Annotated in this window: 21 protein-coding genes; 4 read left to right on the top strand and 17 right to left on the bottom strand. The window is 48.8% G+C overall.

Annotated features, from left to right (window positions below; genetic code table 11):
* Window position 1: 1 nt before the first annotated feature.
* The 4 genes from motB to flhD all read right to left on the bottom strand — a co-directional run bounded on the left by motB (window position 2) and on the right by flhD (window position 2,882).
* The gene (motB, locus tag M2371_RS03405; protein WP_259266889.1) at window positions 2-931 is read right to left on the bottom strand and encodes a flagellar motor protein MotB; all 930 of its coding nucleotides are present in this window, start codon (window positions 929-931) and stop codon (window positions 2-4) included.
* Window positions 928-1,821, bottom strand: a complete 894-nt coding sequence (gene motA, locus M2371_RS03400) for a flagellar motor stator protein MotA (protein ID WP_172893860.1) — start codon at window positions 1,819-1,821, stop codon at window positions 928-930. Before motA ends, motB begins: the two co-directional genes overlap by 4 nt.
* A 127-nt stretch (window positions 1,822-1,948) precedes the next feature.
* Window positions 1,949-2,527 (bottom strand): flagellar transcriptional regulator FlhC, encoded by a 579-nt coding sequence (flhC, locus tag M2371_RS03395; RefSeq protein ID WP_115628115.1) that lies wholly within the window; start codon window positions 2,525-2,527, stop codon window positions 1,949-1,951.
* A 4-nt stretch (window positions 2,528-2,531) separates the two neighbouring features.
* A complete protein-coding gene (gene flhD / locus M2371_RS03390; RefSeq protein ID WP_197969184.1) occupies window positions 2,532-2,882 on the bottom strand; it encodes a flagellar transcriptional regulator FlhD in 351 nt (116 codons plus the stop codon).
* A gap of 806 nt (window positions 2,883-3,688) precedes the next feature.
* Here flhD and uspC point away from each other — a divergent pair.
* Entirely contained in the window at window positions 3,689-4,111 is a 423-nt protein-coding gene (uspC, locus tag M2371_RS03385) for a universal stress protein UspC (RefSeq protein ID WP_034496083.1), read from the top strand.
* 130 nt (window positions 4,112-4,241) lie between these two features.
* Here the strand turns inward: uspC and otsA are convergent, their stop codons facing one another.
* From otsA to M2371_RS03355, 6 genes are all read right to left on the bottom strand, one after another.
* The gene (gene otsA / locus M2371_RS03380; protein ID WP_172893858.1) at window positions 4,242-5,666 is read right to left on the bottom strand and encodes an alpha,alpha-trehalose-phosphate synthase; all 1,425 of its coding nucleotides are present in this window, start codon (window positions 5,664-5,666) and stop codon (window positions 4,242-4,244) included.
* Window positions 5,641-6,444 carry a trehalose-phosphatase gene (gene otsB / locus M2371_RS03375; protein ID WP_115628112.1) on the bottom strand — a complete coding sequence of 268 codons (804 nt, stop codon included), beginning with the start codon at window positions 6,442-6,444 and terminating at the stop codon, window positions 5,641-5,643. Before otsB ends, otsA begins: the two co-directional genes overlap by 26 nt.
* A 164-nt stretch (window positions 6,445-6,608) precedes the next feature.
* Entirely contained in the window at window positions 6,609-7,643 is a 1,035-nt protein-coding gene (gene araH, locus M2371_RS03370; RefSeq protein ID WP_259266888.1) for an L-arabinose ABC transporter permease AraH, read from the bottom strand.
* A gap of 14 nt (window positions 7,644-7,657) precedes the next feature.
* Complete coding sequence (araG, locus tag M2371_RS03365) at window positions 7,658-9,172, bottom strand: L-arabinose ABC transporter ATP-binding protein AraG (RefSeq protein WP_259266887.1); 1,515 nt, start codon at window positions 9,170-9,172, stop codon at window positions 7,658-7,660.
* Between the two features lie 95 nt (window positions 9,173-9,267).
* Window positions 9,268-10,257, bottom strand: coding sequence for an arabinose ABC transporter substrate-binding protein (locus tag M2371_RS03360; protein WP_034496091.1), 990 nt, complete (start codon window positions 10,255-10,257; stop codon window positions 9,268-9,270).
* Between the two features lie 273 nt (window positions 10,258-10,530).
* Window positions 10,531-11,031: a cupin gene (locus tag M2371_RS03355; protein ID WP_259266886.1), complete on the bottom strand. Its 501-nt coding sequence runs from the start codon at window positions 11,029-11,031 to the stop codon at window positions 10,531-10,533.
* A 231-nt stretch (window positions 11,032-11,262) separates the two neighbouring features.
* Between M2371_RS03355 and M2371_RS03350 the strand changes: the two genes are divergently transcribed.
* Window positions 11,263-11,673 (top strand): hypothetical protein, encoded by a 411-nt coding sequence (locus tag M2371_RS03350; RefSeq protein ID WP_259266885.1) that lies wholly within the window; start codon window positions 11,263-11,265, stop codon window positions 11,671-11,673.
* A gap of 33 nt (window positions 11,674-11,706) precedes the next feature.
* Here M2371_RS03350 and M2371_RS03345 read toward each other — a convergent pair whose 3' ends face one another.
* The 6 genes from M2371_RS03345 to M2371_RS03320 form a co-directional block, all read right to left on the bottom strand.
* Window positions 11,707-12,543: a DUF4225 domain-containing protein gene (locus tag M2371_RS03345; RefSeq protein ID WP_259266884.1), complete on the bottom strand. Its 837-nt coding sequence runs from the start codon at window positions 12,541-12,543 to the stop codon at window positions 11,707-11,709.
* A complete protein-coding gene (locus tag M2371_RS03340; protein WP_172893852.1) occupies window positions 12,543-13,022 on the bottom strand; it encodes an Hcp family type VI secretion system effector in 480 nt (159 codons plus the stop codon). Before M2371_RS03340 ends, M2371_RS03345 begins: the two co-directional genes overlap by 1 nt.
* Before the next feature lie 230 nt (window positions 13,023-13,252).
* The gene (locus M2371_RS03335; RefSeq protein WP_172893851.1) at window positions 13,253-13,810 is read right to left on the bottom strand and encodes a DJ-1 family glyoxalase III; all 558 of its coding nucleotides are present in this window, start codon (window positions 13,808-13,810) and stop codon (window positions 13,253-13,255) included.
* Window positions 13,811-13,855: 45 nt separating this feature from the next.
* Complete coding sequence (locus M2371_RS03330) at window positions 13,856-15,061, bottom strand: glycoside hydrolase family 88 protein (RefSeq protein ID WP_259266883.1); 1,206 nt, start codon at window positions 15,059-15,061, stop codon at window positions 13,856-13,858.
* A 14-nt stretch (window positions 15,062-15,075) separates the two neighbouring features.
* Window positions 15,076-16,356: an oligosaccharide MFS transporter gene (locus tag M2371_RS03325; RefSeq protein WP_259266882.1), complete on the bottom strand. Its 1,281-nt coding sequence runs from the start codon at window positions 16,354-16,356 to the stop codon at window positions 15,076-15,078.
* A complete protein-coding gene (locus M2371_RS03320) occupies window positions 16,353-18,188 on the bottom strand; it encodes a DUF2264 domain-containing protein (protein ID WP_259266881.1) in 1,836 nt (611 codons plus the stop codon). The genes M2371_RS03325 and M2371_RS03320 overlap by 4 nt, the downstream gene beginning before the upstream one ends.
* Window positions 18,189-18,416: 228 nt before the next feature.
* On the opposite strand from M2371_RS03320, the gene M2371_RS03315 reads away from it, so the two are divergent.
* Window positions 18,417-19,286, top strand: coding sequence for an AraC family transcriptional regulator (locus tag M2371_RS03315; RefSeq protein WP_172893848.1), 870 nt, complete (start codon window positions 18,417-18,419; stop codon window positions 19,284-19,286).
* Between the two features lie 256 nt (window positions 19,287-19,542).
* Entirely contained in the window at window positions 19,543-20,046 is a 504-nt protein-coding gene (locus M2371_RS03310; protein ID WP_034496110.1) for a non-heme ferritin-like protein, read from the top strand.
* 84 nt (window positions 20,047-20,130) lie between these two features.
* On the opposite strand, the gene M2371_RS03305 is transcribed toward M2371_RS03310, so the two are convergent.
* A complete protein-coding gene (locus M2371_RS03305) occupies window positions 20,131-21,267 on the bottom strand; it encodes an alginate lyase family protein (RefSeq protein ID WP_172893847.1) in 1,137 nt (378 codons plus the stop codon).
* Between the last annotated feature and the right edge of the window lies 1 nt (window position 21,268).

The following is a 21,268-nucleotide window of genomic DNA, read 5'->3' as shown; positions in this document are numbered from 1 at the left end:
ATCACCTCGTACCGGATTGTGGCGGTAATGTGTTCTGCGCCGGTTCCACGGCGGCAGGTTGTTGGAGAATGCTGAGAGGCCGGTTATCGCTTTCTGCGTTTTCGTGCACGATGGCCTCTTCAGCTTGTTTGTTCAGTACCAGCAAACTAATGCGACGGTTGATGGCGTCACCCGGCCCGCGATTGGACAGGCGCATCGTTGAGGACATACCCACAACGCGCAGCACTTTGCCGTCGATAAGCCCGCCCGACATCAATTCGCGCCGCGAGGCATTCGCCCGGTCAGCGGAAAGTTCCCAGTTGCTGTATCCGCGCTCACCCATGGCGTAAGGCAAATCATCGGTGTGGCCTGATAAGCTAATTTTGTTCGGAAAATCATTTAGTAACGGCGCAATACTGCGCAAAATATCGCGCATGTAAGGTTCCACTTCTGCGCTGCCGTTTTTAAACATCGGGCGGTTCTGGCTGTCGATGATTTGTATTCGCAGCCCTTCTTGCACCAGATCGATTTGCAGATGCGGACGGAGCGCGCGCAATTTAGGATCGGCATCAATGAGCTGATCTAACTTGTCGCCCAGACGTTTAAGACGACTGGTTTCCATCTTTTTTCTGAGATCTTCAATGTTCGGCTGTCGTTTCACTTCGCCCTGCTGCTGGGTGACATCATCACCGCCACCAGGAATGGGGCTGGAGCTATCCGCAATTCGCTGACCGCCGGTAATCGCGGCGGAAAGTGGTGTACGGAAGTAGTCGGCAATTTGCGCCAATTCTTTAGGGCTGGAGATGGAAATCAGCCACATCACCAGAAAAAAGGCCATCATTGCGGTCATGAAGTCGGCATAAGCAATTTTCCACGAGCCGTGCGCGCCGCCGCCGTGGCCCTTATGCTTGCGGCGTTTTACGACAACAATGGGGCGCGCGTTGTGCTTCATACTTCTTCTTCCGTGGCGCGCTGTTGCGCATTCGGCGAGCGAACGGCACGAACGTGTTCTTCCAGTTCGATAAACGATGGACGTTCGCTGGAATACAACGTTTTACGGCCAAATTCGACGGCAATTGGCGGAGCATAACCATTAAGGCTCGAGAGCAGCGTCACTTTTACGCACTGCATCATCTTGGTGGTTTCCGCGCTTTTCTGGCGTAAAACGGTCGCCAGCGGGGAAATAAACCCGTATGCCAGCAAAATACCGAGGAATGTGCCGACCATCGCGTGCGCAATCAAAGATCCGAGTTCAGCAGCGGGTCTGTCAGCGGATGCCAGCGCGTGTACCACGCCCATTACCGCCGCGACAATACCGAATGCCGGAAGTGAATCTCCCATTATGGCCAGGCTATTAGCCGGTATTTCCGCCTCACTTTCGTGGGTTTCAATTTCTTCATCCATCAGCGCTTCAATTTCGAACGAATTCATATTCCCGCTAATGATTAAGCGCAGGTAATCAATAATAAATTCGAGCATCAGAGTGTCGGCTAAAATACGCGGATAGCTGGCAAAGATTTCACTCTCTTTTGGATTTTCAATGTCACGCTCAAGCGAAAACATCCCTTGTTGGCGCGACTTCGCCATCAAGCGATAAAGCAGCGCCATCAAATCCATATACATGCTTTTGGTGTATTTCGAGCGGCGAAACAGTAAAGGCAACGCTTTTATCGTCGCCTTTATGGCTTTACCGTTATTACCCACGATAAAGGCCCCGATCCCCGCTCCGCCGATGATGACAAATTCAGCTGGTTGATAGAGTGCGCCAAGATGACCCCCGGTCATCATATAGCCGCCGAATACTGTCGCAATTACGACCAGATAACCTATTACAATCAGCACGAGTACATCCTTCTGCTGTTAAATGTGACGAGGAATCACAAATCAAAGGGGAAAACAGTCAGATGCGGGGCAAAAAAAAGCAGCGATAATGGCTTATCGCTGCTGGAGTGTTTACCACACCGAACTGTTAAACGGCCTGTTTGACCTGTTCATCCAGCAGTTGTGGAATAATATCGGCAGTATTCGTAGAAAGTTTACGTCTTTTTACCGCTCTTGATGGAGGCTGGCACAAACTGCAAGCAAAGCTGCCTGCGGGTTGGTGTGCGTGTGTAATAAAGTTACCGTCGCAGCAGTTGCAACGGCTCAGTTCCAGCATGTTGCTTTCGACAAACCGCACTAGCGTCCAGGCGCGAGTCAGCGCCAGCAGCGGGCCGCCCTCTTGTGCAGGGCACTGTTCAAGGTATAAACGATAAGCCTTGATGACCGCGTCAACACCGGTACATAAACCCGTGCGTAGTAAGAACTGCCAGGCGTTGCAAAACATAGAAGCGTGAATATTTTGCTCCCACGTCATAAACCAATCGGTAGAAAAAGGCAGCATTCCTTTTGGCGGCGGGCTACCACGTAGCTCTTTATACAGTTTGATCAGTCTGCCGCGGCTTAATTGTGTTTCACTTTCAAGCATCTGCAATCTTGCACCCAGCGTGATTAACTCCATCGCGAGTTGAATATCACGGGCTTCCTGAACAATACTTTTCTCGCTCATTTTGTTATGCCCTTTTTTTGCGCGGTGCCTCGTCTGTCGCGGACACCTCATTTAATAAGCGGGTGGATAACAAAATGCCAGTATGAATTTGCTGTAAATCATCCACACGAGAGTCTTGTGTTAGACGGGTAATTGTTTGCTCATCATTAAAGCGGAACTGACAAATCAATTGATTCGTTTCCGCTAATTTTACCATTTGTGGCAAGGTTAATTCGCTCAGGGAATTGGCCATATCTTCAGTCACGCCCAGACGAAACATTGCTGAAGCTTTATCACTGCTAATAAGGCGTTGAGCAAGCAGTAAGTACGATAAATTAATATCGTAGATATGTTTTAACAACTCGGATGTATGCATTTGGATCATCCTGAAAAACTAACTTTTATACATGCGGCGATGCCGCACCCCGTGAGTCGCCGGAAAATTCCGGTTAAAATTAAAACAAGCAAAAAGCCAATATCAATTGACTGATAACACGCACTGAATCCACCGACACAAAAATGCGGTGGAGACTTCCTTGTTGGTGCGTTCTTATCCGAGAGTAAATTCTTATGGTGAAATTAAGATTTTTCTTAATTCCGGGCAAACTCTACTCGTAGCCCTGTAGACATACAATGCGGTAGCCGTTGAATTTTGGGATTTATGTGACGGAGATCACATATATTTACTTTATACATCCCATTAAAACATCAGTAAGACTTTTCAATTGAGTGCTTTATAACCAAAATCGGAATGTCCGTTACGTTTATCTGGTAAAACCTTTTCTTCTGACTAACAATCTCATGACCTGCTATCAATATCGCTTCCATAAGCTCACTTAGCTATGTGATTTATATCGCATTTTTATTGCCACCATCAAATACACTGAATTGCTCGCCTTTTTCAGTACATAACACCTTGTAAAATTACCTTTTGTTGATGGAAAAGAATAAATTCTTACTTAACACAGTCAGCGATTAAATCTTATTAAAATAATACGAAAGTTTGATGGAAATTTAAGCGTTGTCTGCATCTCAATTCCGTTACAAGTTCATTACATTAGCGTTATTAATCTTTTTTCATGAGCAGGCTCACATTTTCTACGGTTACTATCCTTGCGCTCTTCGGGAGATTGTTGTAGGAAAAATGTTAAGCGTCTGATTATCAGGCAACAGGAGGTTGTAATGAGTTACCAACATATATTGGTTGCTGTCGCCGTCAGTCCGGAAAGCCAGTTACTGGTGGAAAAGGCCGTTTCAATCGCCCGACCAGCGAATGCAAAAATCACTCTGATTTCACTCGCATCAGATCCTGAACTTTATAATCAATTTGCCGCACCGATGATGGAGAACCTACGGGAATTAATGCTTGAAGAGACTCAGCTTTTTATTGATGAGCTGATTGCGAAGGCCAATTATCCAATTGTCGAAACAGTTATTACAACCGGTGAATTAAGTGAGCATATTCTGGCGATATGTAATAAAGGTTCGGTGGATTTAGTGATTTGCGGCAACCATAACCAAAGCTTTTTCAGCAAGATAATTTGCTCCGCGAAGGCTGTAGTGGCATCGAGTCAGGTTGATGTGTTGTTGGTGCCGCTCGGATAAAAACTGAAAATGAAATCTTTAAGTAGGTCGGATTAGCATTAGCGCTCATCCGACATTTTCATCCGTGACGACAGATGTAAGTGGTGGATGGCGCTCACGCTTATCCATCCACCTTAAAAAACAAATGCCCCTAAGCTAATTTCGGAAATGTCGCCACCTTCTTATCTAAATGTGACTCATCGCTTCGCGGCTCGGCCTTCTTTAGGTCTTCAATAAACCTCTTCTGCCAGTGGTGAATATCGTTCTTCTCAATCACCGCCATCATTTCACTGTGGCGCGAAATCCGTTCGGCGAGTGGCATGGTTAATGCCCGATCAAGCGCTGCGGCTACGTCATCACGATCATACGGATTGACGATAAGCGCTGATGATAATTCATTAGCCGCACCGGCGAATTTCGATAGTACCAGCACACCGGGGTTAGCGGGGTCCTGCGCGGCAACATACTCTTTCGCCACCAGGTTCATGCCATCACGCAGCGGAGTCACAAGCCCGACGTCGGCGTGACGGAACACTTTCATCACTAATTTGCGATCAAAATGCTGGTTGAGATAATAGAGCGGTGTCCACCCCAATTGCCCATACTTGCCATTGATGCGCCCCGCTTCTGTTTCCAGCTGATGACGGATATCCTGATATGCCTGAACATCTCCTCGCGAGGTGGGCGCAATCTGCGTATAGCGTATTTTGCCGTGGTGTTGCGGGTAATTCTCCAGCAACGCCTCGAATGCCAGAAATCGCTCAGGTAAGCCTTTGGAATAGTCCAGACGCTCAACTGAGAAGATATTTTTAATGCTGCCCAGTTCCGCCTTGAGCTGCGCCAGTTTCGGCGGTAGCGGACCTTGCGCACTCTTTTTGATCTCCTCAGGCTCAATGCCTATCGGATAAACCTCGGTGCGGAAGGTATTGCCGTAGGCCTGATGCTGGTTTTTGCCCAAATCGTCAAGCCGCGTCTGACTGGCAATACAATCGAGGAATGCCAGGCGATCGCTCTCGGTCTGGAACCCCAGTAAATCGTATTCGCTTAACGCCTCGAGTAACTCGTCGTGTGGCGGCAGCGCATTGAAAACTTCCGGCGTCGGGAAAGGAATATGTAAGAAGAAGCCGATACGATGATTAAGCCCCTGTTTGCGGCATTCGGCAGCAAACGGCAGCAGGTGGTAGTCATGCACCCATAAAATGTCGTCTTCTTCCAGCAGCGGTTTTAGCTTATTTGCCAGCAGCGTATTGACGCGACTGTAGCCATCCCACGCTTCACGTTGGTAATCGACCAGGTCAAGACGATAGTGAAAGGCGGGCCACAGCACCGCATTCGAAAATTGCAGATAATAGCTTTCGTAATCTTCCTGGCTCAGGTTGAAAGATGCCCAGGTAATGTTGCCGCGTTTGGTCTTTTTTAAGGGTGCATCGGGGCTACCGACCTCACCGCTCCAGCCAAACCACAATCCTCCTGCCGTTTTTAATGCCCCCAAAATGCCCACTGCCAGGCCACCAGCACTACTTTTCTTATCATCTGGTGGCGCAATGCGATTAGAGACTACCACTAAGCGACTCATAATTTTCTCCCCGTAAAATATCTGGCTTTTGTTGTTCTATGTGTTGCGTTAATTTGCCAAGCCAGTGATACACCATGCGAACATTTGCCAGGCGATAATTGGCAATGGTGTCGCCGCTCCCAACTTTGATGGTCAAGCCACCCAGAGCATTAACCTGTTTAAACCCTGCTTCATCGGTTAAATCATCACCGATAAATACCGGTTTGCGCCCCGCAAAAGGGGCTTCTTGCATAAACGCGCGAATGGCTGCTCCTTTGTCGATTCCTAATGGTTTCAGCTCCACAACACATTTCCCCGGCTGTAAAGCCAGTTCCGGATACCGCTGAATCATCGCCTGAGCCAATTCAAATATGGCTTCTTTTGCCTCAGGGGCCTGGCGGTAATGCAGCGCGAAAGCCATTCCTTTCGCTTCCAGTTCGGTGCCCGGATGGTATTGCAATGCCTCACTCAATTGCTGATGCAAAGCCGCAACCATGGGTTCAGGAAGGGTAACGATGTGGGTTTTGTCATTGATATCGCGGCGCTCAGCCCCGTGCACTCCAGCCAGCGGGAAATGAAAAGGAGTCGCGAGCTTATCCAGCTCTGACATTGAGCGCCCTGAAATCAATGCCAGTGCCCCGTCACTCATGACAGACATTTTTTGCAGCAGCGTACGCACGGCGGCCGGAATGTAGACTTGATCCGGGTGCGGTTTGATTTCTGCCAGCGTGCCATCGAGGTCGAAGAAAAAGGCAAGATTCCCTGAAATTAGAGGCGGTACAGATGATACTTCAGCCACCAGCGGCTCCTCCTTACACAGTTAAATGCGCCACCGTGACGGTAACGATAAATTATGATTAGCCATGTAAGTATAGACAGGGTGACGGGTGTCGCAATTTTCCAGGATAAATCGCCAGGCCGCGAATGGCCTGGCGTTTCGGTGTGGCAGAGATGAGAAGAAGCTTAAACGGTACGTTTTGCTTTCTGTTTGTAGCGGTCGAAAATGACCGCAGCCAGCAGAATCAAACCGCGCACCACATATTGCGAGAACGGAGAAATATTCAACAGGTTCATGGCGTTTTCCACGGTGCCGAGAATTAAAATCCCGGCAATGACGTAAGAAATTTTACCGATCCCACCTTTGAGCGAAACGCCGCCCAATACGCAAGCCGAAATCACAATCAACTCGTAGCCGATAGAGGTCATCGGCTGGCCGCTGGTCATACGCGATGCCAGAATAATCCCCGCTGCCGCCGAGACTAAACCTGAAAGAACAAAGATGATGATTTTGGTGCGCACCACCGGGACACCCGCCAGGCGTGCGGCTTCTTCGTTGCCACCAATCGCCAGCGTGTTACGGCCAAACGTGGTTTTGTTAAGCAGCAAACCGAAGATGATCAGGCAGCCGACCGTCAACCAGATTGGCGCAGGCAGCCCCAGCCAGTTGGCGTAACCCAGGGCAAAGAAGCGCTCATCTTCGATACCCACCGCTTTACCATCAGAAATAATGTACGCCAGGCCGCGCACAATCTGCATGGTGGCCAATGTGGTAATCAAGGCGTTGATTTTAAGTCTGGCGATAACAAAACCATTCACCAGGCCGCTTAACATACCGAGCAGTAAACCTGCCGCCACGCCAATCCACAGGCTTTCGGTCATGTTGATGACTACCGCCGTGGTGACACCCGCGCAGGCAATCACTGACGCAACTGACAAATCGAAATCACCGGATGCCAGGCAGAACAACATGCCGCACGCCACCATTCCCGACATCGAAATGGCCAGTCCCAACCCCTTCATGTTCACAAAAGAAGAGAAATTCGGCACAAAAATGGCGCAGGCGAGGAACAGCACTGCGAACACCACTAACATGCCGTAGTTGTCCCAGATACGTCCAAGACTTAGCGACGACGTTTTCTTGCTGCCGCCAGATGAGGTATTGGTTGATGATGCTTTCGTTGATGATGCTTTCGTTGATGATGGAGTCAATGCAGACATTTTTCTCTCCCTGCTCATGCGGCAGACGCGCTGGTTTTTGGCATTGCCAGACTTAATGCTTGCTGCTCGTTGGTTTCGCCATGCAGCAGTTCACCGGCTATTTCCCCTTCGCGCATCACAATAATGCGGTCCGCAAGGCCGAGCACTTCGGGTAAATCACTTGAGGCAAACAACACCGCCACACCTTGCGCCGCAAGGGCATAAATCACGTTATAGATTTCGTGTTTTGCGCCAACATCAATGCCGCGCGTTGGCTCATCCAGCAAAATCACTTTCATCTCTTCTGACAACCAGCGCCCAAGAATGGCTTTCTGCTGGTTGCCGCCGGAGAGATTCATAATGAGCTGATCGGCTGACGGGGTTTTGATATTCAGCGAGCGAATATGCGAGGCGGCGTTCTCGGCTTCCCAACGGTTATCAATCAGGCAACCGGCGCTGATATGCTTGCGTCGCGCGCTGATGTTGATGTTGTCGCGCACCGAGTGCACCGGAATAATACCGTCGGCTTTACGATCTTCCGGGCAGAGCATCATGCCAGCACGAATCGCATCGGCGGGCTTATTGATGTTGATAACTTTGCTATCAATCAGCACTTTACCGTCTGTGATGCGCGTGCCGCCAAACATCCCTTTCATTAACTCGCTGCGCCCGGCACCCACCAGGCCAAACAGCCCGACGATTTCACCGCTGCGTACTGTCAGGGAAATCGGGGTGCGCACGCCCGGAGCTTTTACGCCATCCAGACGTAAGCGCTCGGCTCCGTGTTCGCGCGGTTTCCAGCCGTAAATATCGCCCAAATCCCGCCCGACCATCGCCTGCACCAGCGAATCGTGATTCACCTGCTGCATATCGTCGAAAGTGCGCACGTAACGCCCGTCTTTAAATACGGTGATCGCGTCACTTAAAGCGAAAATCTCTTCCATGCGGTGCGAAACATAAAGAATGACGCGTCCTTCTGCCCGCAACTCACGGATCACGCGGAATAAATTGTCGATTTCACGGCGGGATAGCGAACTGGTTGGCTCATCAAAAGCGATCACTTTTGCGTTACGCGCCAGCGCCTTGGCAATTTCCACCATCTGCCACTGGCCGATAGATAAATACTTGAGTGGCGTGCTCGGGTCGATATCCAAACCGAGGTGCTCAAGTTGCAATTTCGCTTCGTAATTCAATAAAGAACGGTTCACGAAGCCCGCTTTATGCGGTAGTTGCCCGAGGTAAATATTCTCGGCAACCGACATTTCCGGCACCAGGTGGAGTTCCTGATAAATAATGGCAACCCCGGCATTCAGGGCCGCAGGCGTGTCGGCAAAAGTGACTTCTTCGCCGCGCAGAACAATGCTGCCTTCGCTCGGCGCGTAGTTGCCGCTAAGAATTTTCAGGAGTGTGGATTTCCCGGCGCCATTCTCCCCCATTAGTGCGTGAACTTGCCCGGCATAGCAGTCGAAACTGATGTCCTGTAAGGCTTTCACGCCAGGGAAAGTTTTGCCTATACCACGGAAAGAGAGATACGGTGTCTGATGCTGCATGACAGACCTCAATGTCGGATGACGCTTGCGCTTATCCGACCTACAGTTTGGGTTGGGTGGATGAAGCTTGCGCTCATCCACCGTGTATTCGCAGATTACTTACCGCCGAGGCCTTTTTTCGCCAGCTCTTCTTTAAAGTTATCGCGAGTAATCAGCACCACATCAGTCACTTCGGTGAATTTTGGTGGCTCCGCACCTTTACTCACCCAGTTGTAGAGCATTTCACTGCTCTTATAACCGTGTACATCCGGGCTTGGCAGCAAGGAACCGTAGAAGCCTGTCGCCTGCGCTTTCGACAGTTCGCTGATCGCGTCCACGCCGTTGATACCCACACCAATCACATCTGGCGCTTTGAAGCCCTGACCTTCCGTAGCACGCACGCCGCCCAGCACCGTGTTGTCATTCATGCCAACAATCAGCCAGTGTTTCACTTCCGGATGCTGAACCAGCATGGAGTTTGCGGCGTCGAATGCGCCTGGGATGTCGTTAGATTTGGTGGGGACTTTGTAGATTTGTTTTTCCGGGAATCCGGCGGCTTTCAGGGCTTCCATTGAACCCGAAGTACGACGGCGAGCGGTATCGAGTTCGTCAGCGGTAATCGCCATCACGGCAGAATCTTTCACATCCCAACCGCGTTTTTGCATCTCTTTATAAAGCTCTTGCCCCTGACGTTCGCCAATTTTGGTCGCCGCCATCATCACCAATGGCACCGTATCCATTGGCTTACCTTTGGCAGTAACAAACTGGTCATCAACAGCAATCACCTTCATGTCGTAGCTTTTTGCTTTGGCGACGATCGCTGAACCAAGTTTTGGATCAGGCGTACAAATCACAAAGCCTTTCGCGCCGCTGGCCGCCAGGCTGTCGATGGCATTCAGCGTTTTTTCGCCGTCCGGAACCGCAATTTTGATCACTTCAAAACCAAGATCTTTCCCGGCTTTATCGGCAAATTTCCATTCAGTCTGGAACCATGGCTCTTCTGGTTGTTTGACCAGAAAGCCGAGTTTCATCGTTTCTGCGATAGCGGATTGTGACATAACGGCAGCGATACCAATGGCCGCCAACGCTTTAGTAAATTTGTGCATGGAATACTCCCGCTCGATTTTATTTTATGTAGGGTAAGATTTAGTTAAAACAAGCCATTAGCACTGCTGACTTTTAGCTTTTTAGGCTTGGGATAGTTGTAGCGGGAAATTAATAATCCATAGGAGAGCGCAATCACACAGCAGAAATACAGTAAAACCGTGCATGTATTTAGCAATTAAAGACATAAAAATAGAGGCATATGTCAGACAAATGAATAAGCGAATAGCTTATTTGTCCATAAGTTCAGCCAGCGCCTCCCTGCGGCTAGTTAGCTACCAGACTTTAATGATCCCTCCCTGCTCTCCCAGAACGGGATCGGTTTTGGGTTTATCGACTTTTGCAATATTGCCCTGCACTTTTTCAAGCTGCCCCGATTTATCAACAAACTTGTCCGGCTCGTGGTTTACAGGGTATGCCCCAACGCACATAAAATCTTCCGACGCTGCAATCTGCTTGTGGCCTACACCTGCGGGAATAAGCACCGCCTCACCCCGAGAAATGTCTACAATCGGCCCGTCCTCGCCACCAAACTGAATTTTGGCATTTCCGGCATACACGCCCAACACTTCATGGGTATTGGAATGAAAGTGGGTGTAGGTAAACACGGGATAACGCCAGCGCGGCGGCCAGCCGTTTTTGGCAAAAAGCTGTTCAAAATATTCGGCGAGGGGTGGTTCATGGGAAACATGATGATAAAGCACAAGCGGCAGCATATTGTTAGGCACACCGCCGCTTGGTTGAGTCAGGTTAAGGGTTTCCAGTTCGATAGCCATGGCTTACTCCTTGGGTAAAGGGGTAAGTATAGAAGAGTTTACTTTATTAATAGATCATCAAAAGAGGGGAATATAATCGTGAATTAATTACTTTTAGATATGAAAATCAACTAATGAATTCACCGTTTATATAATGCTATTATATAAATTGTTATCTACCCATCCCGTAGAATAACGAGTATCATTCACCCTTTGTAAAAACCCTATCTCTACATGGATGTAAAGTTAACAATGAATAAAAAAGAATTAATATTAAGCAGTGGTTTTACCTACCGCGAACTATTGACTATGAAAAATAACTTCCATGCGATGAGAAAATGGTACCGATTGGAAAGGAAACCGATTCCTGAATCTGAACCTACGGATTTAATTGGACATATACTATTGACTGCAAACGATGCATCAGCATTTATATTTATTTTTTTCATCATTAATGCAACTCAAGCCATATATCTTCGTTATGAACATCATGACTTTAAACATCCCGCTGTTGCTTTTGCAATTTTTTTAGTCATACTTCCAGTCATTATTTATTTCAACAATAATCAACATTTAAAACCATTGATACTGGTCAAATTAATTTTTTTACATTACAAAGTAAAAATGAAAACCTGCATCCGCAAGTTTTCTTTTAAAAACTAGTCTACCCATAAATATCAGAAAGAATCAAACTAACTAATCACCCTGATATTTATACCCTCCAAGTAATAATTCCGTTGTTACTTTATAGCCAGCATTACCCTTTTGAAATAACCTCATTGGTTTCGTCATATTCTGCCACTTAGGTATGTTATCCTGTTCAACCATTCTAAATAACCGTCCTGAGCCTGGTGTTTCGAACCACCCTTTTGGTACCAACCGATTACGGTTTTGTATTAATACAGGTGATTCAAAGGCTGCAAAAATTGTTACAGCAAGATCAGCAGCACTATAAACCCAGTCCCCCGTATCATTATCGTAGCCTAAAACATTTGCACCTTTTCTATAGAATTTTCGCAAATAACCAGCCTCTGCATGTTCAAATAAAATCGGTGATATAGATTCATATACATTGTTAGCACCATGTGCGGCCAAGGTAACTCCAACGGTTTTAAATAATTTACTATTAAGTTGGCTACCCGTTTTATTTAAAAAATATCCTGATAAAATTTGTGCCCCGCCTGCTACCACCCCACCGGCAATTTTGACATATTTCAAAACACCTTGTTCTTCAAAGATTTCAGTCGAAAAATATTTTGTATAGTCTCCAAGCCTCAAAATCTGATATTCCCGCTCAGCCATATCAGCTTCGGCTTTCACATCATTGACTATTCGCATCCTTTCATTAGGATCTAAGGTCTGATGGAATCGATAATTCATCTCAATTATATAGTCATCGATTTCCTTCAAATAGTTCATCCTGATTATGGCATCTTCCAGGAAGAAGCTGGCAGCAAGATTGGCGACTCGCTTTAGCGCGACAACATAGTTATCCATGTCATATTTCAAATGAGAAATTGCGGAAGTTCCCATTAATTCACCCGATCATTCCATAAACTCCAACCGCTTGTTCCTGAAGAAATGTGTTCCCAGGTTATTGTTTCATAGCGAATGGCGATACTTTCCTGGGGTTGTACATCATTGTGGGTCAAGGAGTTTGGGTAGAAAAATCGCATCTGGCTCAGCGTCGCGCCGGTGAGTTTAACTTTAAAGAAAAGCTCCATCCCGCCCGCTATTGAAGTACGATACATGAAAAAATCACATTCTACTTTTTCATTATTAGAGATGGCCACACCCAAAAGAGGTGTTGATTTATCGATGGGTTTTCTTATTTCTAGCGGGTGATGAACGGCATTTTGCTCTCGGGTTATTACGTTCGACAACTCATAGATTAAAATTTGATCTTTATGTCCAAACTGATATTTGTTGCCAATGGAGTCTGCAGTCCCGCATCCTTGAGAAAGCATGCCCTGCTTTTCACCATTAATCGTCATATAAATGACATTTGCCATTTTGTTTTCTCCGTAATTAGTATTAAATCACGAAGAATTAAAACGCCGGGAACAATAAATAACCATTTAAAACACACGAACAACCGGAATCATACTTTCCAGGTTCCGAAGGTATTCAGAAGATGTCATTCTCAATTATAATTAGAGGTTTTAATAATGATTAACGAAATGTATATCATGCATAATAATAAACCCACTCAGGGAATGATATATTCCCTGAGTGTTCACTACTACCACGGATAATAAATATGCTCCGCATGATCGCGGGCGGCAGCTTCATCACCTTCCAGGCGAGCCGCTACGGTGAGGGCAAAATCAAACACTTTCCCCAATCCTTTACCGCTGATCAGGTTGCCGTCTTCGACGACATCGGCGTCGACATAAACGCCGTCGCCAACCTGCTGCCATAAATCACCGGAACAAACATAGCGACGTCCTTTTAGTAAACCGTTCCCGCCCAACACGCGCGCGGCTGCGGAACAAATCGGGCAGATAAATTTCCCGAGCTCATCGTGACGGCGGACGAAGGCAATCACGCTGGCGCTTTTCGCAAGGAATACGCTGCCTTCTGGGCCTCCGGGCAGAACAACGGCATCAAATGTGTCGTCGAAACATTCACTCAAGGTGGCATCGGCGACCATCGGTATATCGTGGTAACTCACAACGGCGCGCGAATCAATACAAGAAAGTGTACGCACATTTATTTTAAGACGACGCAGAATATCAATGGTTACAATGGCTTCTGCTTCTTCAAAACCAGGCGCCAGTAAGACTGCAACGGTTTTCATCACGACTCTCCATGTTGCCCCCGCAACATTACGGGGGCGAGAAAATTACCAGTAGAGACTCCACACCTGGCGCACGCGTGCCAGTGCTTCAAGGTAGAAATAGTCTCCCCAACTACAGCATTCATCCACACCTTTTCCGCTTGCCATGTGATAAACCGAATGTTTCAGCAAGCCTTCGCATGGCTCATCGTCCCGCGCCAGGTAGTTATCGGTCAGCGACTGAATTATGCGCAGCGCCATCTCTTCGTAGTGGGCGCGATGTTCATCCAGAACCGGCAGGACTTTCACCAGTTCCAGCAGCCCGCAAGCAGTAATCGCCGCGGCTGAGCTGTCGCGCACCGCATCAGTGCCCAGCAACGCCAGATCCCAGTGGCAAACGTCATCTTCCGGCAAACGGTTGATAAAGTAATGCGCCAGGCTGCGCGTGAGATCCACCATACCTTTATCGCCGGTATACAGATACGTGAGCAAGAAACCGTAAATGCCCCACGCCTGCCCACGCGACCAGCATGAAGAGTCGCTGTAACCCTGGTGCGTATTTCCAAAACGGGGTTCGCCAGTTTCCACATTCATATAGTAGGTATGGAATGTGGAGGCATCCGGGCGAACAATGTACTTCGCCGCCTGCTCTGCGTGCGCCGTTGCCGCCTCGGCGTAACGAGCATCACCGGTTTGTTGGCTTGCCCAATAAAGCAGCGGAAGGTTCATATTACAGTCAATAATCATCCGCCCCTGTTGTTCTGGATCATTCAAATCGCCCCATGCCTGAATGATCTTCGCCACCGGGTTAAAACGCTCCATCAGAATATCTGCCGCTTGCAGCGCGGTCTGGCGAGCGGTTTCATTGCCGGTTAAGCGCCAGGCGTTGACGCACGACAGCGTATAGAGGAAGCCCAAATCGTGAGTCGCGGTTTCGATACGCTGGTCTAAACGCTGTTTAAAAGATGGCAAATAACGCTCTGCCGCCTGGCGATATTTTTCATCGCCCGTCATCTCCCACGCCAGCCATAATTGACCGGGCCAGAAGCTGGTTGTCCATTCAACGTTGTCAGTCGGTTTCCATTTGCCGCCTTCGCAGGCTTCGTTAGGGAATTTATCCCCTACCAGAACAATCGTCTTATCTAGCTTCTTAGTAACGCTTTGCATCGCCTTATCCAGCTTATGTTTCAGGGCCAGGCGGTCTACTTGATGCAATTCAATAGGGCGCAGTGGCTCGGTCACAATTTTTTCAGTGACTACAGAACGGGTCATAACGTCTCCTTTAATTAATGTTTTACCGGCTCGACCGGTGAAGTGTCTAAAGCGGGTGAGAAGGTTTGAGACTCCGCGCGTGTTGACTGGCAGCGCGAGAGTGTGAAAGCGGAAATCAGGGTGAAGACCAGCGCGCAGCAGCCCATCAATAAGTAGGTGTGCGCGAAGCCGATTTTGTCGTACAGATAACCGGCTGGCGGTGCGACGACCACAGAACCGACATAAATCATCGCCTGATAACCCAGTAAGTACATGGTGGCGTTGACCTTTTTGTGGAAATGCTCGGCAATGTATTTAAAGACGGAGATCAGCAACAGTGCGATTTCCACGCCGTAGAACGGCTTGATGATTGAAATCACCAGCGGATCGGATGTCAGGCCTGAGGCAATCAGGCGCAAACCCACCACACAGCCGCAGAGCAGCAACCCCTTTTTCGCACCGAAATGATTAACCAGCACCGGAATGAACATCATCATCACGAATTCCATGCCGGACTGAACGGTGCTCAAGTAGCCGTACCAGGCGTTGCCCTGCTCTTTGGTATCAAAGAACGAAACGAAGTAGCGCGGGAACTGCTGTTCGGCAACAAACATCATCCATGCCACACCGGCCACATACAGGCTGAACATCCAGAATTTGCGATTTTTCAGCAACATGATGACATCGGAAAACACAATCTTATTCGCTGAAATCACGTTGTTATTGCGTAGCTGTTCATCGCCAATTTTGAGGCTGACCAACACCACCAACATTAAGACGGAAGTGGTGCTGCTGACCAAAAAGTTTGCCAGCGGCGTGTAGTTGAACAGCAAACCGGACACCGATGCGGCCATCGCCCAGCCGAGCGATCCCCACATACGGATGCGCCCAAACTCCAGGCCATACAAGCGGCTGAATCTATCCGCGTACGACTCGGACGCCGCAACCCCAGCGTACCAGCCGAGGCTCAGATAAAACGCGCCAATGACGATGCCAATAGTGGTGTGCGTGAGCAGTAGCGGTTGATAAACCGTGACGAAAAACGGCGCCATTAACGCGGAGATAGCACAGACAAAATAGAGCAGCCATTTGCTCATCCCGATTTTGTCCATGATGTAGCCGTAGACCGGTTTCATCACCACCGCAAAGACGCCGTTGATGGCGAAAACGCTGCCGATGGTAATGCTGTCCAACCCTACTTTCTGGCTCAACCACAGGGCATACAGCCCAAAGCTTGAAGACCAGGTGAAAAAGTAGAGGAAGATGAAAGTGCTCATTTTTATTTGAGCAGTACGCGTTGGTGTTGAACTATTCATTGATGGTTCTCCAGAAACAATACGTGCTTTTGGTGGTGGCTCATCACCAGGCGTACAGCGCCCTCGCTGATAATGGCTTGCGGGCAAGATTGTTCGTTAAAGTCATCAGTATCCCCTGCCCAAACGGCACTGATTAACAGATGTGTACCCACGTTTAATTCACCGCGCAGCAGCGGGACAGCCGCTCGTTCGGCGAACAGTAAGTTGCTGTTTGGCGGCGTTAAAACCTGCTCTCCGGTACGCGATTGCGGGCTTAAACAGTAGATAGCGCTGGTATCGGTCGCCGTCCGCAGAACACTTTTCGACGCCGCCAGTTCGGTTTGCGGCAAGGGGCGATTGGCCAGGCTAAAACCGCCTTCGGCACAATCGAGTTCACGATCGGTTTTGAGGTAATGCACCCGCACTTGCCAGTCGCCAAGCGGCACCAGCCAGGTGTCGATAGTCACGTCATTCCACGGCTGCCAGCGGCTATAAATCATGCCGTCGGCAGTGGTGACTTGCTGACATGCCCGACGCCCGCGCCAGTAATCGTCTTTCTCCGAAAGCAGCAGCATTGAATCGGGGGCGGCGTGATTCAGGCCGTAACGTCCGCGTTCGATGGTGAAACCGTAGCGAGTGGAATAAGCGAATTTGCAGTATTTGGCTTCTGTATTAACGAAGTTATTCAGCTCCAGCTGGCCTGATGTCACCATCCATAAATGGTTGTCCTGATGAACCAGAATTTGAGCGGCGTGAGGAATGCTGTGTTCCGCTTCCCGTGCAGGTAACGGTAATTCCTTGGCCTGCCAGAATTTATCGTTTTCCCCCAGCGCCAGCACCAGCATGGTTTTCAGTCCCCAATAAGGCGAACCGGGCGCGTTGTAATCTTCGGCCATAATTAAGTTAGGGTAGCTATAACCCACGCTCAACACGCCATCGCGGTCAAACAGCGGCTGTTGCAGCCACCAGCGCAAATGTCGCAGCACGATACCTTTCACAACGCCAGGCTCGTAAACCTCAAGATCTGCAAAGGCCGCAGCGCTCCAGAACGCAGCCTGCGCGAAGCGATAAGTCAGGCTGCGGCCAAAAGGAATCGCCGCGCCATCATCGGCGAAGAAATGGATGAAATCGGCGGCAAACAATGTGGCGCGCTGGCGCAATGTCCGGCAACGTTGCGGGTCAACCTCGGCCATTAATTTAGCGTAGATAAGCCCATAGAAATGGAATCCCATCGAAATGTAGTAATCACGCGGGCGACCTGGACCATCTGAATACCAGCCGTCGCCGAGGTAGTAGTGCTCCATCGCCGCAAAATGCTTTTCGAGCGCTTCGGCATTATTCGGCATGCCGCAATGGTGGAAACCGACCTGCACGAGAATCGGGAAGAAATGCCAGTTATTATCCGGGATATCCTGGTTTTCACTCTGCTTGAGCCATTGCCAAAGATGGTGTTTTTCTTGCTCGCTAAAGTGCGCCAGCAGCGGTTTATGCGCCACCGCCAGCATTAATCCGTAGGCCGCCATTTCCACAATACGCTGATCGTAAGGTGCGACTTCCCCCCAGTAATCTGCATGTTCCGGGTTGGTGCCGTTTTTTATTGCCTGAATATAAAAAGAGAATTGTTCCGGTTCATGCCCTCCCGCCAAAAGTGGGGTGACGCCCCACAGCAAACGCGAGAATGTTTCCATATTTGCAATTTGCTGCCCGTAATGAGCGGTGAAATTAGCAAGATCGACGCGACTGGCATCTTTTTTAAAGAATGGCGAAACGGCATTCAATAATTGATTCACCAATTTATGAAGATCGTCCCTGTTTTCCAGAGGGTTATTCAGAGTGATGTTTTCAGGTTGCAAGATTTCCTCCCGTCAGACACGAGAATATTGTAAGTTGTTGTTATTCATATTTTCTGTGCGCTCAGTTTGCGCGTTGATGCAAAGAGTAGTCGCTTTTATTCCTGAGTCAGAGTGAGCCGCATCACAAAACTAAACCGTTATTTCACTTTCACTGGCTTTTTCTAAATTCAGGGGCAATAAATTACAAATCATGGCGTAAAAACTTAAATTTATTGTCCTGGAGGGGAAATGAGCGAACAACAATTTATGGAGCGGATCACCCTCGATAGTCAGGTTATCTCATTTCATCGCCTACGAGCCTCCAGCGCACAGTATTATCACTGGCATCAGTGTGCTGAGTTTCTCTATATTTCAAAAGGATATGGAATAGTCGTGGTCGATAACCAGCATTACACGGCCAGGCCTGGGCGGTTATTTATCTTCCCGGCGTTTCGCCTGCATAAGGTTCACGTCGATGCCAGCGATACTAATCACTACCACCGCACCACTATGCATATTGAGCACACGTCAATAATGAGCACCCTGCACGCTTTCCCGCGCCAGCTGGCACAATTTTCGGCCCTTGCGGCCAGCAATGCCCCGGCGCAGGTTTACGATTTAAGTGAACAGGGAGAGTTTATGGAGGTCATTCTCGAGCAGTTCGACAAACTTTGTCTTAATGGGCATTCGACCGCCAGCGATGTGGCGCTGATGGTGATGCAAATCATGGCTTTCCTGCCCGAGCAACCGCAGAAATTTATTCAGCCTCAACAGACAGTTGCGTCACGCATCATGCAGTGGGTGGAAAGCAATTACAGTGGCAAGTTTTCGCTGGATGAGCTGGCACAGTCCATCGGTTTATCACGCAGCTATACCTCGCGTATTTTTCGCCAGCAAACCGGGGGCAGCATTCATGAATACTTGCTGACGCGGCGTATCAAGAAAAGTTGCGATTTATTGCGCACTTCGCCGTTAAGCATTGATGCTATCGCGCAGGAAGTCGGTTTTATCGAGGTGACTTATTTTATTACCTGTTTCAAAAAAATGATGAGCCAGACGCCGCTGCAATACCGAAAACAATCGCGGGCGAAATTAGCCGGTGAACAAAATATGATCTAAAACAAAAAGACGTCAGTTCCGATATTCATTTTTCGATGGTGAATCACAACATTGATCATGAAATTTTAATTACCCAAGATAAACCTCAAGTCTAATAATTATTTCATTTTTTGTTTTTAATATTTCATCGTGAAGCATGTTGTAAATAAGGGTAAAACGGCAGAATTAAACGTATTGCAAATAACCCAAAAGAGGTATTATTTAAAAGCTTCTCCCCGACCTTTACCCGATGTTCCGCTTCAATAAGGAAATGATTATGGCAACCTCCGGCATGGTTCAAAGACTCAACTTGCAGATTAACCGCGATTTTTACTCTTCCAATCTCTATTTACGATTAAGCAGCTGGTGTTCTGAAAAAAGCCTGACGGGTACCGCGACATTTTTAAGAAATCAGGCGCAGTGCAATGTGACGCAGATGATGCGTATATTTAATTTTATGAAGCAAGCGGGCGGCACTCCCATTGTGGGGGCGATTGAATCACCACAAAGCGAATGCGACTCTCTGGAAATGCTGTTTGAAAAAACGGTAGAAGATTACCAACAGCGTTGTGCCACTTTAAATAAATTGACCGCTGAAGCGACGGAGTTAAAGGATTACCCGACGCTGAATTTCCTGAAGACCATGGATCGCGAACAAGAAGAAGAAGGCGTTTTACTCAATACGATTCTCGACGAAGTGCGAAATGCACGCAAAGCCGGGTTATGTATGAGCCAGACTGACGTGCATCTGACCAATTTAGTGAACCATCAGCAGCATTGATTATGCCTATAGGGTGGATGAAGCTTGCGCTTATTCACCCTACAAAACCCATTTCGACAGCGTTATCCGACAAAAACCCACGTTTCAGGCACACCACATCAGTTGCTCACGCAAACTCAGCGTATCTTCCGGGAAACTCGCCAGTACCGTTTTGTAGCGCGTCGCGTCTTTTGGATAACCGCGCATGGATTGCAACAACAGGCGCAATGCGCTATCCCAGACAATGCCGTCTAAATCACGATATGGCCACAAATCCGGGTCAGCGATAAACGGCATCAAATAATCAATCCCGAGCTTCACGCTTCGGCCATCTTGCACCGCATTCCAGCGGTCGAACTCGACGTGTTCGGCATAGCGATTGAGTAGCAAATGGGCTTCGAGATTGAACAAGGAATAGTGGAACGGCACCGGGCGCTCCAGTTCCATGGTCTGTTTACCTTCCTGGTCAATTTGCGCCGCCATGCGTTGCGTGATTCCCTGCTGGATAATGCGCGCCACCAGCCCTTTATCCCCGTAGAACAGCGCATTCACCGCGCGTTGCGCGTCATACCAGGTGCCGTGGTTGTTGTGCCAGACGTATTCCGAATGGCCAACATCGCTAAAGAACATCCAGTGGTTGAAGTCCCGGAACCACTGATGCAAGCCGATAATGTCGTCGGTGTCCAGTACGCCTGCATCGCTTATCAACCCGATGGTGTCGATAACCATCCACAATAAGCGGGTGTCGATAAGCCCCGTGCCGCGCCCGGACACTATTCCAGGGATCGCCTGGCCGTAATTCAAATGCGGGTTCATGCGCGTCTGTTCATCAAGGAACCAGCACTTGATTTGCTCTGCCGCCGCAAGCGCGTATTTGCGATGCCCCGTAAAATACCATGCCAGCCCTAGCGTCAGGCTACGTTCACACATGCGAATAATGCGCGTGGTGTCGGTGTCATTGTTCTGGCATTGCGGATTGGTGTGCCCGTCGCGGCGGATATACGGCAGGCCATTTGGCCTGCGTGGATTGGGCCACCAGTAAGTCCCCAGGCTGTAGTAGTCGTGCGGGTCGCCACTCACCGGGCGCAGCTTTTTATGCACTACGCTTTCAGGGGGTTGCCCCCGGAGTTTATCCGCCTCGCTAACCAGCCTCCCCAACGCCAGTTGCAGCGGCGAAAAAGGTTGCTGTAAGCCACGGCGGGCATTCTCCAGGCACGTAACATCCAGGGTGTATAACTTCATC

The sequence above is a fragment of the Buttiauxella sp. BIGb0471 genome (assembly GCF_024807715.1).
Classification (GTDB): Bacteria; Pseudomonadota; Gammaproteobacteria; order Enterobacterales; family Enterobacteriaceae; genus Buttiauxella; species Buttiauxella agrestis.
The sequence above is the reverse complement of the archived record's forward strand: the minus strand, read 5'-3'. Positions and strand labels throughout refer to the sequence as shown.

What these genes read in the sequence shown, in the direction of transcription:
- motB (WP_259266889.1), bottom strand. Translation starts at nt 931, where the DNA reads ATGAAGCACAACGCGCGCCCCATTGTTGTCGTAAAACGCCGCAAGCAT.
- flhC (WP_115628115.1), bottom strand. Translation starts at nt 2,527, where the DNA reads ATGAGCGAGAAAAGTATTGTTCAGGAAGCCCGTGATATTCAACTCGCG.
- flhD (WP_197969184.1), bottom strand. Translation starts at nt 2,882, where the DNA reads ATGCATACATCCGAGTTGTTAAAACATATCTACGATATTAATTTATCG.
- uspC (WP_034496083.1), top strand. Translation starts at nt 3,689, where the DNA reads ATGAGTTACCAACATATATTGGTTGCTGTCGCCGTCAGTCCGGAAAGC.
- otsA (WP_172893858.1), bottom strand. Translation starts at nt 5,666, where the DNA reads ATGAGTCGCTTAGTGGTAGTCTCTAATCGCATTGCGCCACCAGATGAT.
- araH (WP_259266888.1), bottom strand. Translation starts at nt 7,643, where the DNA reads ATGTCTGCATTGACTCCATCATCAACGAAAGCATCATCAACGAAAGCA.
- araG (WP_259266887.1), bottom strand. Translation starts at nt 9,172, where the DNA reads ATGCAGCATCAGACACCGTATCTCTCTTTCCGTGGTATAGGCAAAACT.
- M2371_RS03360 (WP_034496091.1), bottom strand. Translation starts at nt 10,257, where the DNA reads ATGCACAAATTTACTAAAGCGTTGGCGGCCATTGGTATCGCTGCCGTT.
- M2371_RS03355 (WP_259266886.1), bottom strand. Translation starts at nt 11,031, where the DNA reads ATGGCTATCGAACTGGAAACCCTTAACCTGACTCAACCAAGCGGCGGT.
- M2371_RS03350 (WP_259266885.1), top strand. Translation starts at nt 11,263, where the DNA reads ATGAATAAAAAAGAATTAATATTAAGCAGTGGTTTTACCTACCGCGAA.
- M2371_RS03345 (WP_259266884.1), bottom strand. Translation starts at nt 12,543, where the DNA reads ATGGGAACTTCCGCAATTTCTCATTTGAAATATGACATGGATAACTAT.
- M2371_RS03340 (WP_172893852.1), bottom strand. Translation starts at nt 13,022, where the DNA reads ATGGCAAATGTCATTTATATGACGATTAATGGTGAAAAGCAGGGCATG.
- M2371_RS03335 (WP_172893851.1), bottom strand. Translation starts at nt 13,810, where the DNA reads ATGAAAACCGTTGCAGTCTTACTGGCGCCTGGTTTTGAAGAAGCAGAA.
- M2371_RS03330 (WP_259266883.1), bottom strand. Translation starts at nt 15,061, where the DNA reads ATGACCCGTTCTGTAGTCACTGAAAAAATTGTGACCGAGCCACTGCGC.
- M2371_RS03325 (WP_259266882.1), bottom strand. Translation starts at nt 16,356, where the DNA reads ATGAATAGTTCAACACCAACGCGTACTGCTCAAATAAAAATGAGCACT.
- M2371_RS03315 (WP_172893848.1), top strand. Translation starts at nt 18,417, where the DNA reads ATGAGCGAACAACAATTTATGGAGCGGATCACCCTCGATAGTCAGGTT.
- M2371_RS03310 (WP_034496110.1), top strand. Translation starts at nt 19,543, where the DNA reads ATGGCAACCTCCGGCATGGTTCAAAGACTCAACTTGCAGATTAACCGC.
- M2371_RS03305 (WP_172893847.1), bottom strand. Translation starts at nt 21,267, where the DNA reads ATGAAGTTATACACCCTGGATGTTACGTGCCTGGAGAATGCCCGCCGT.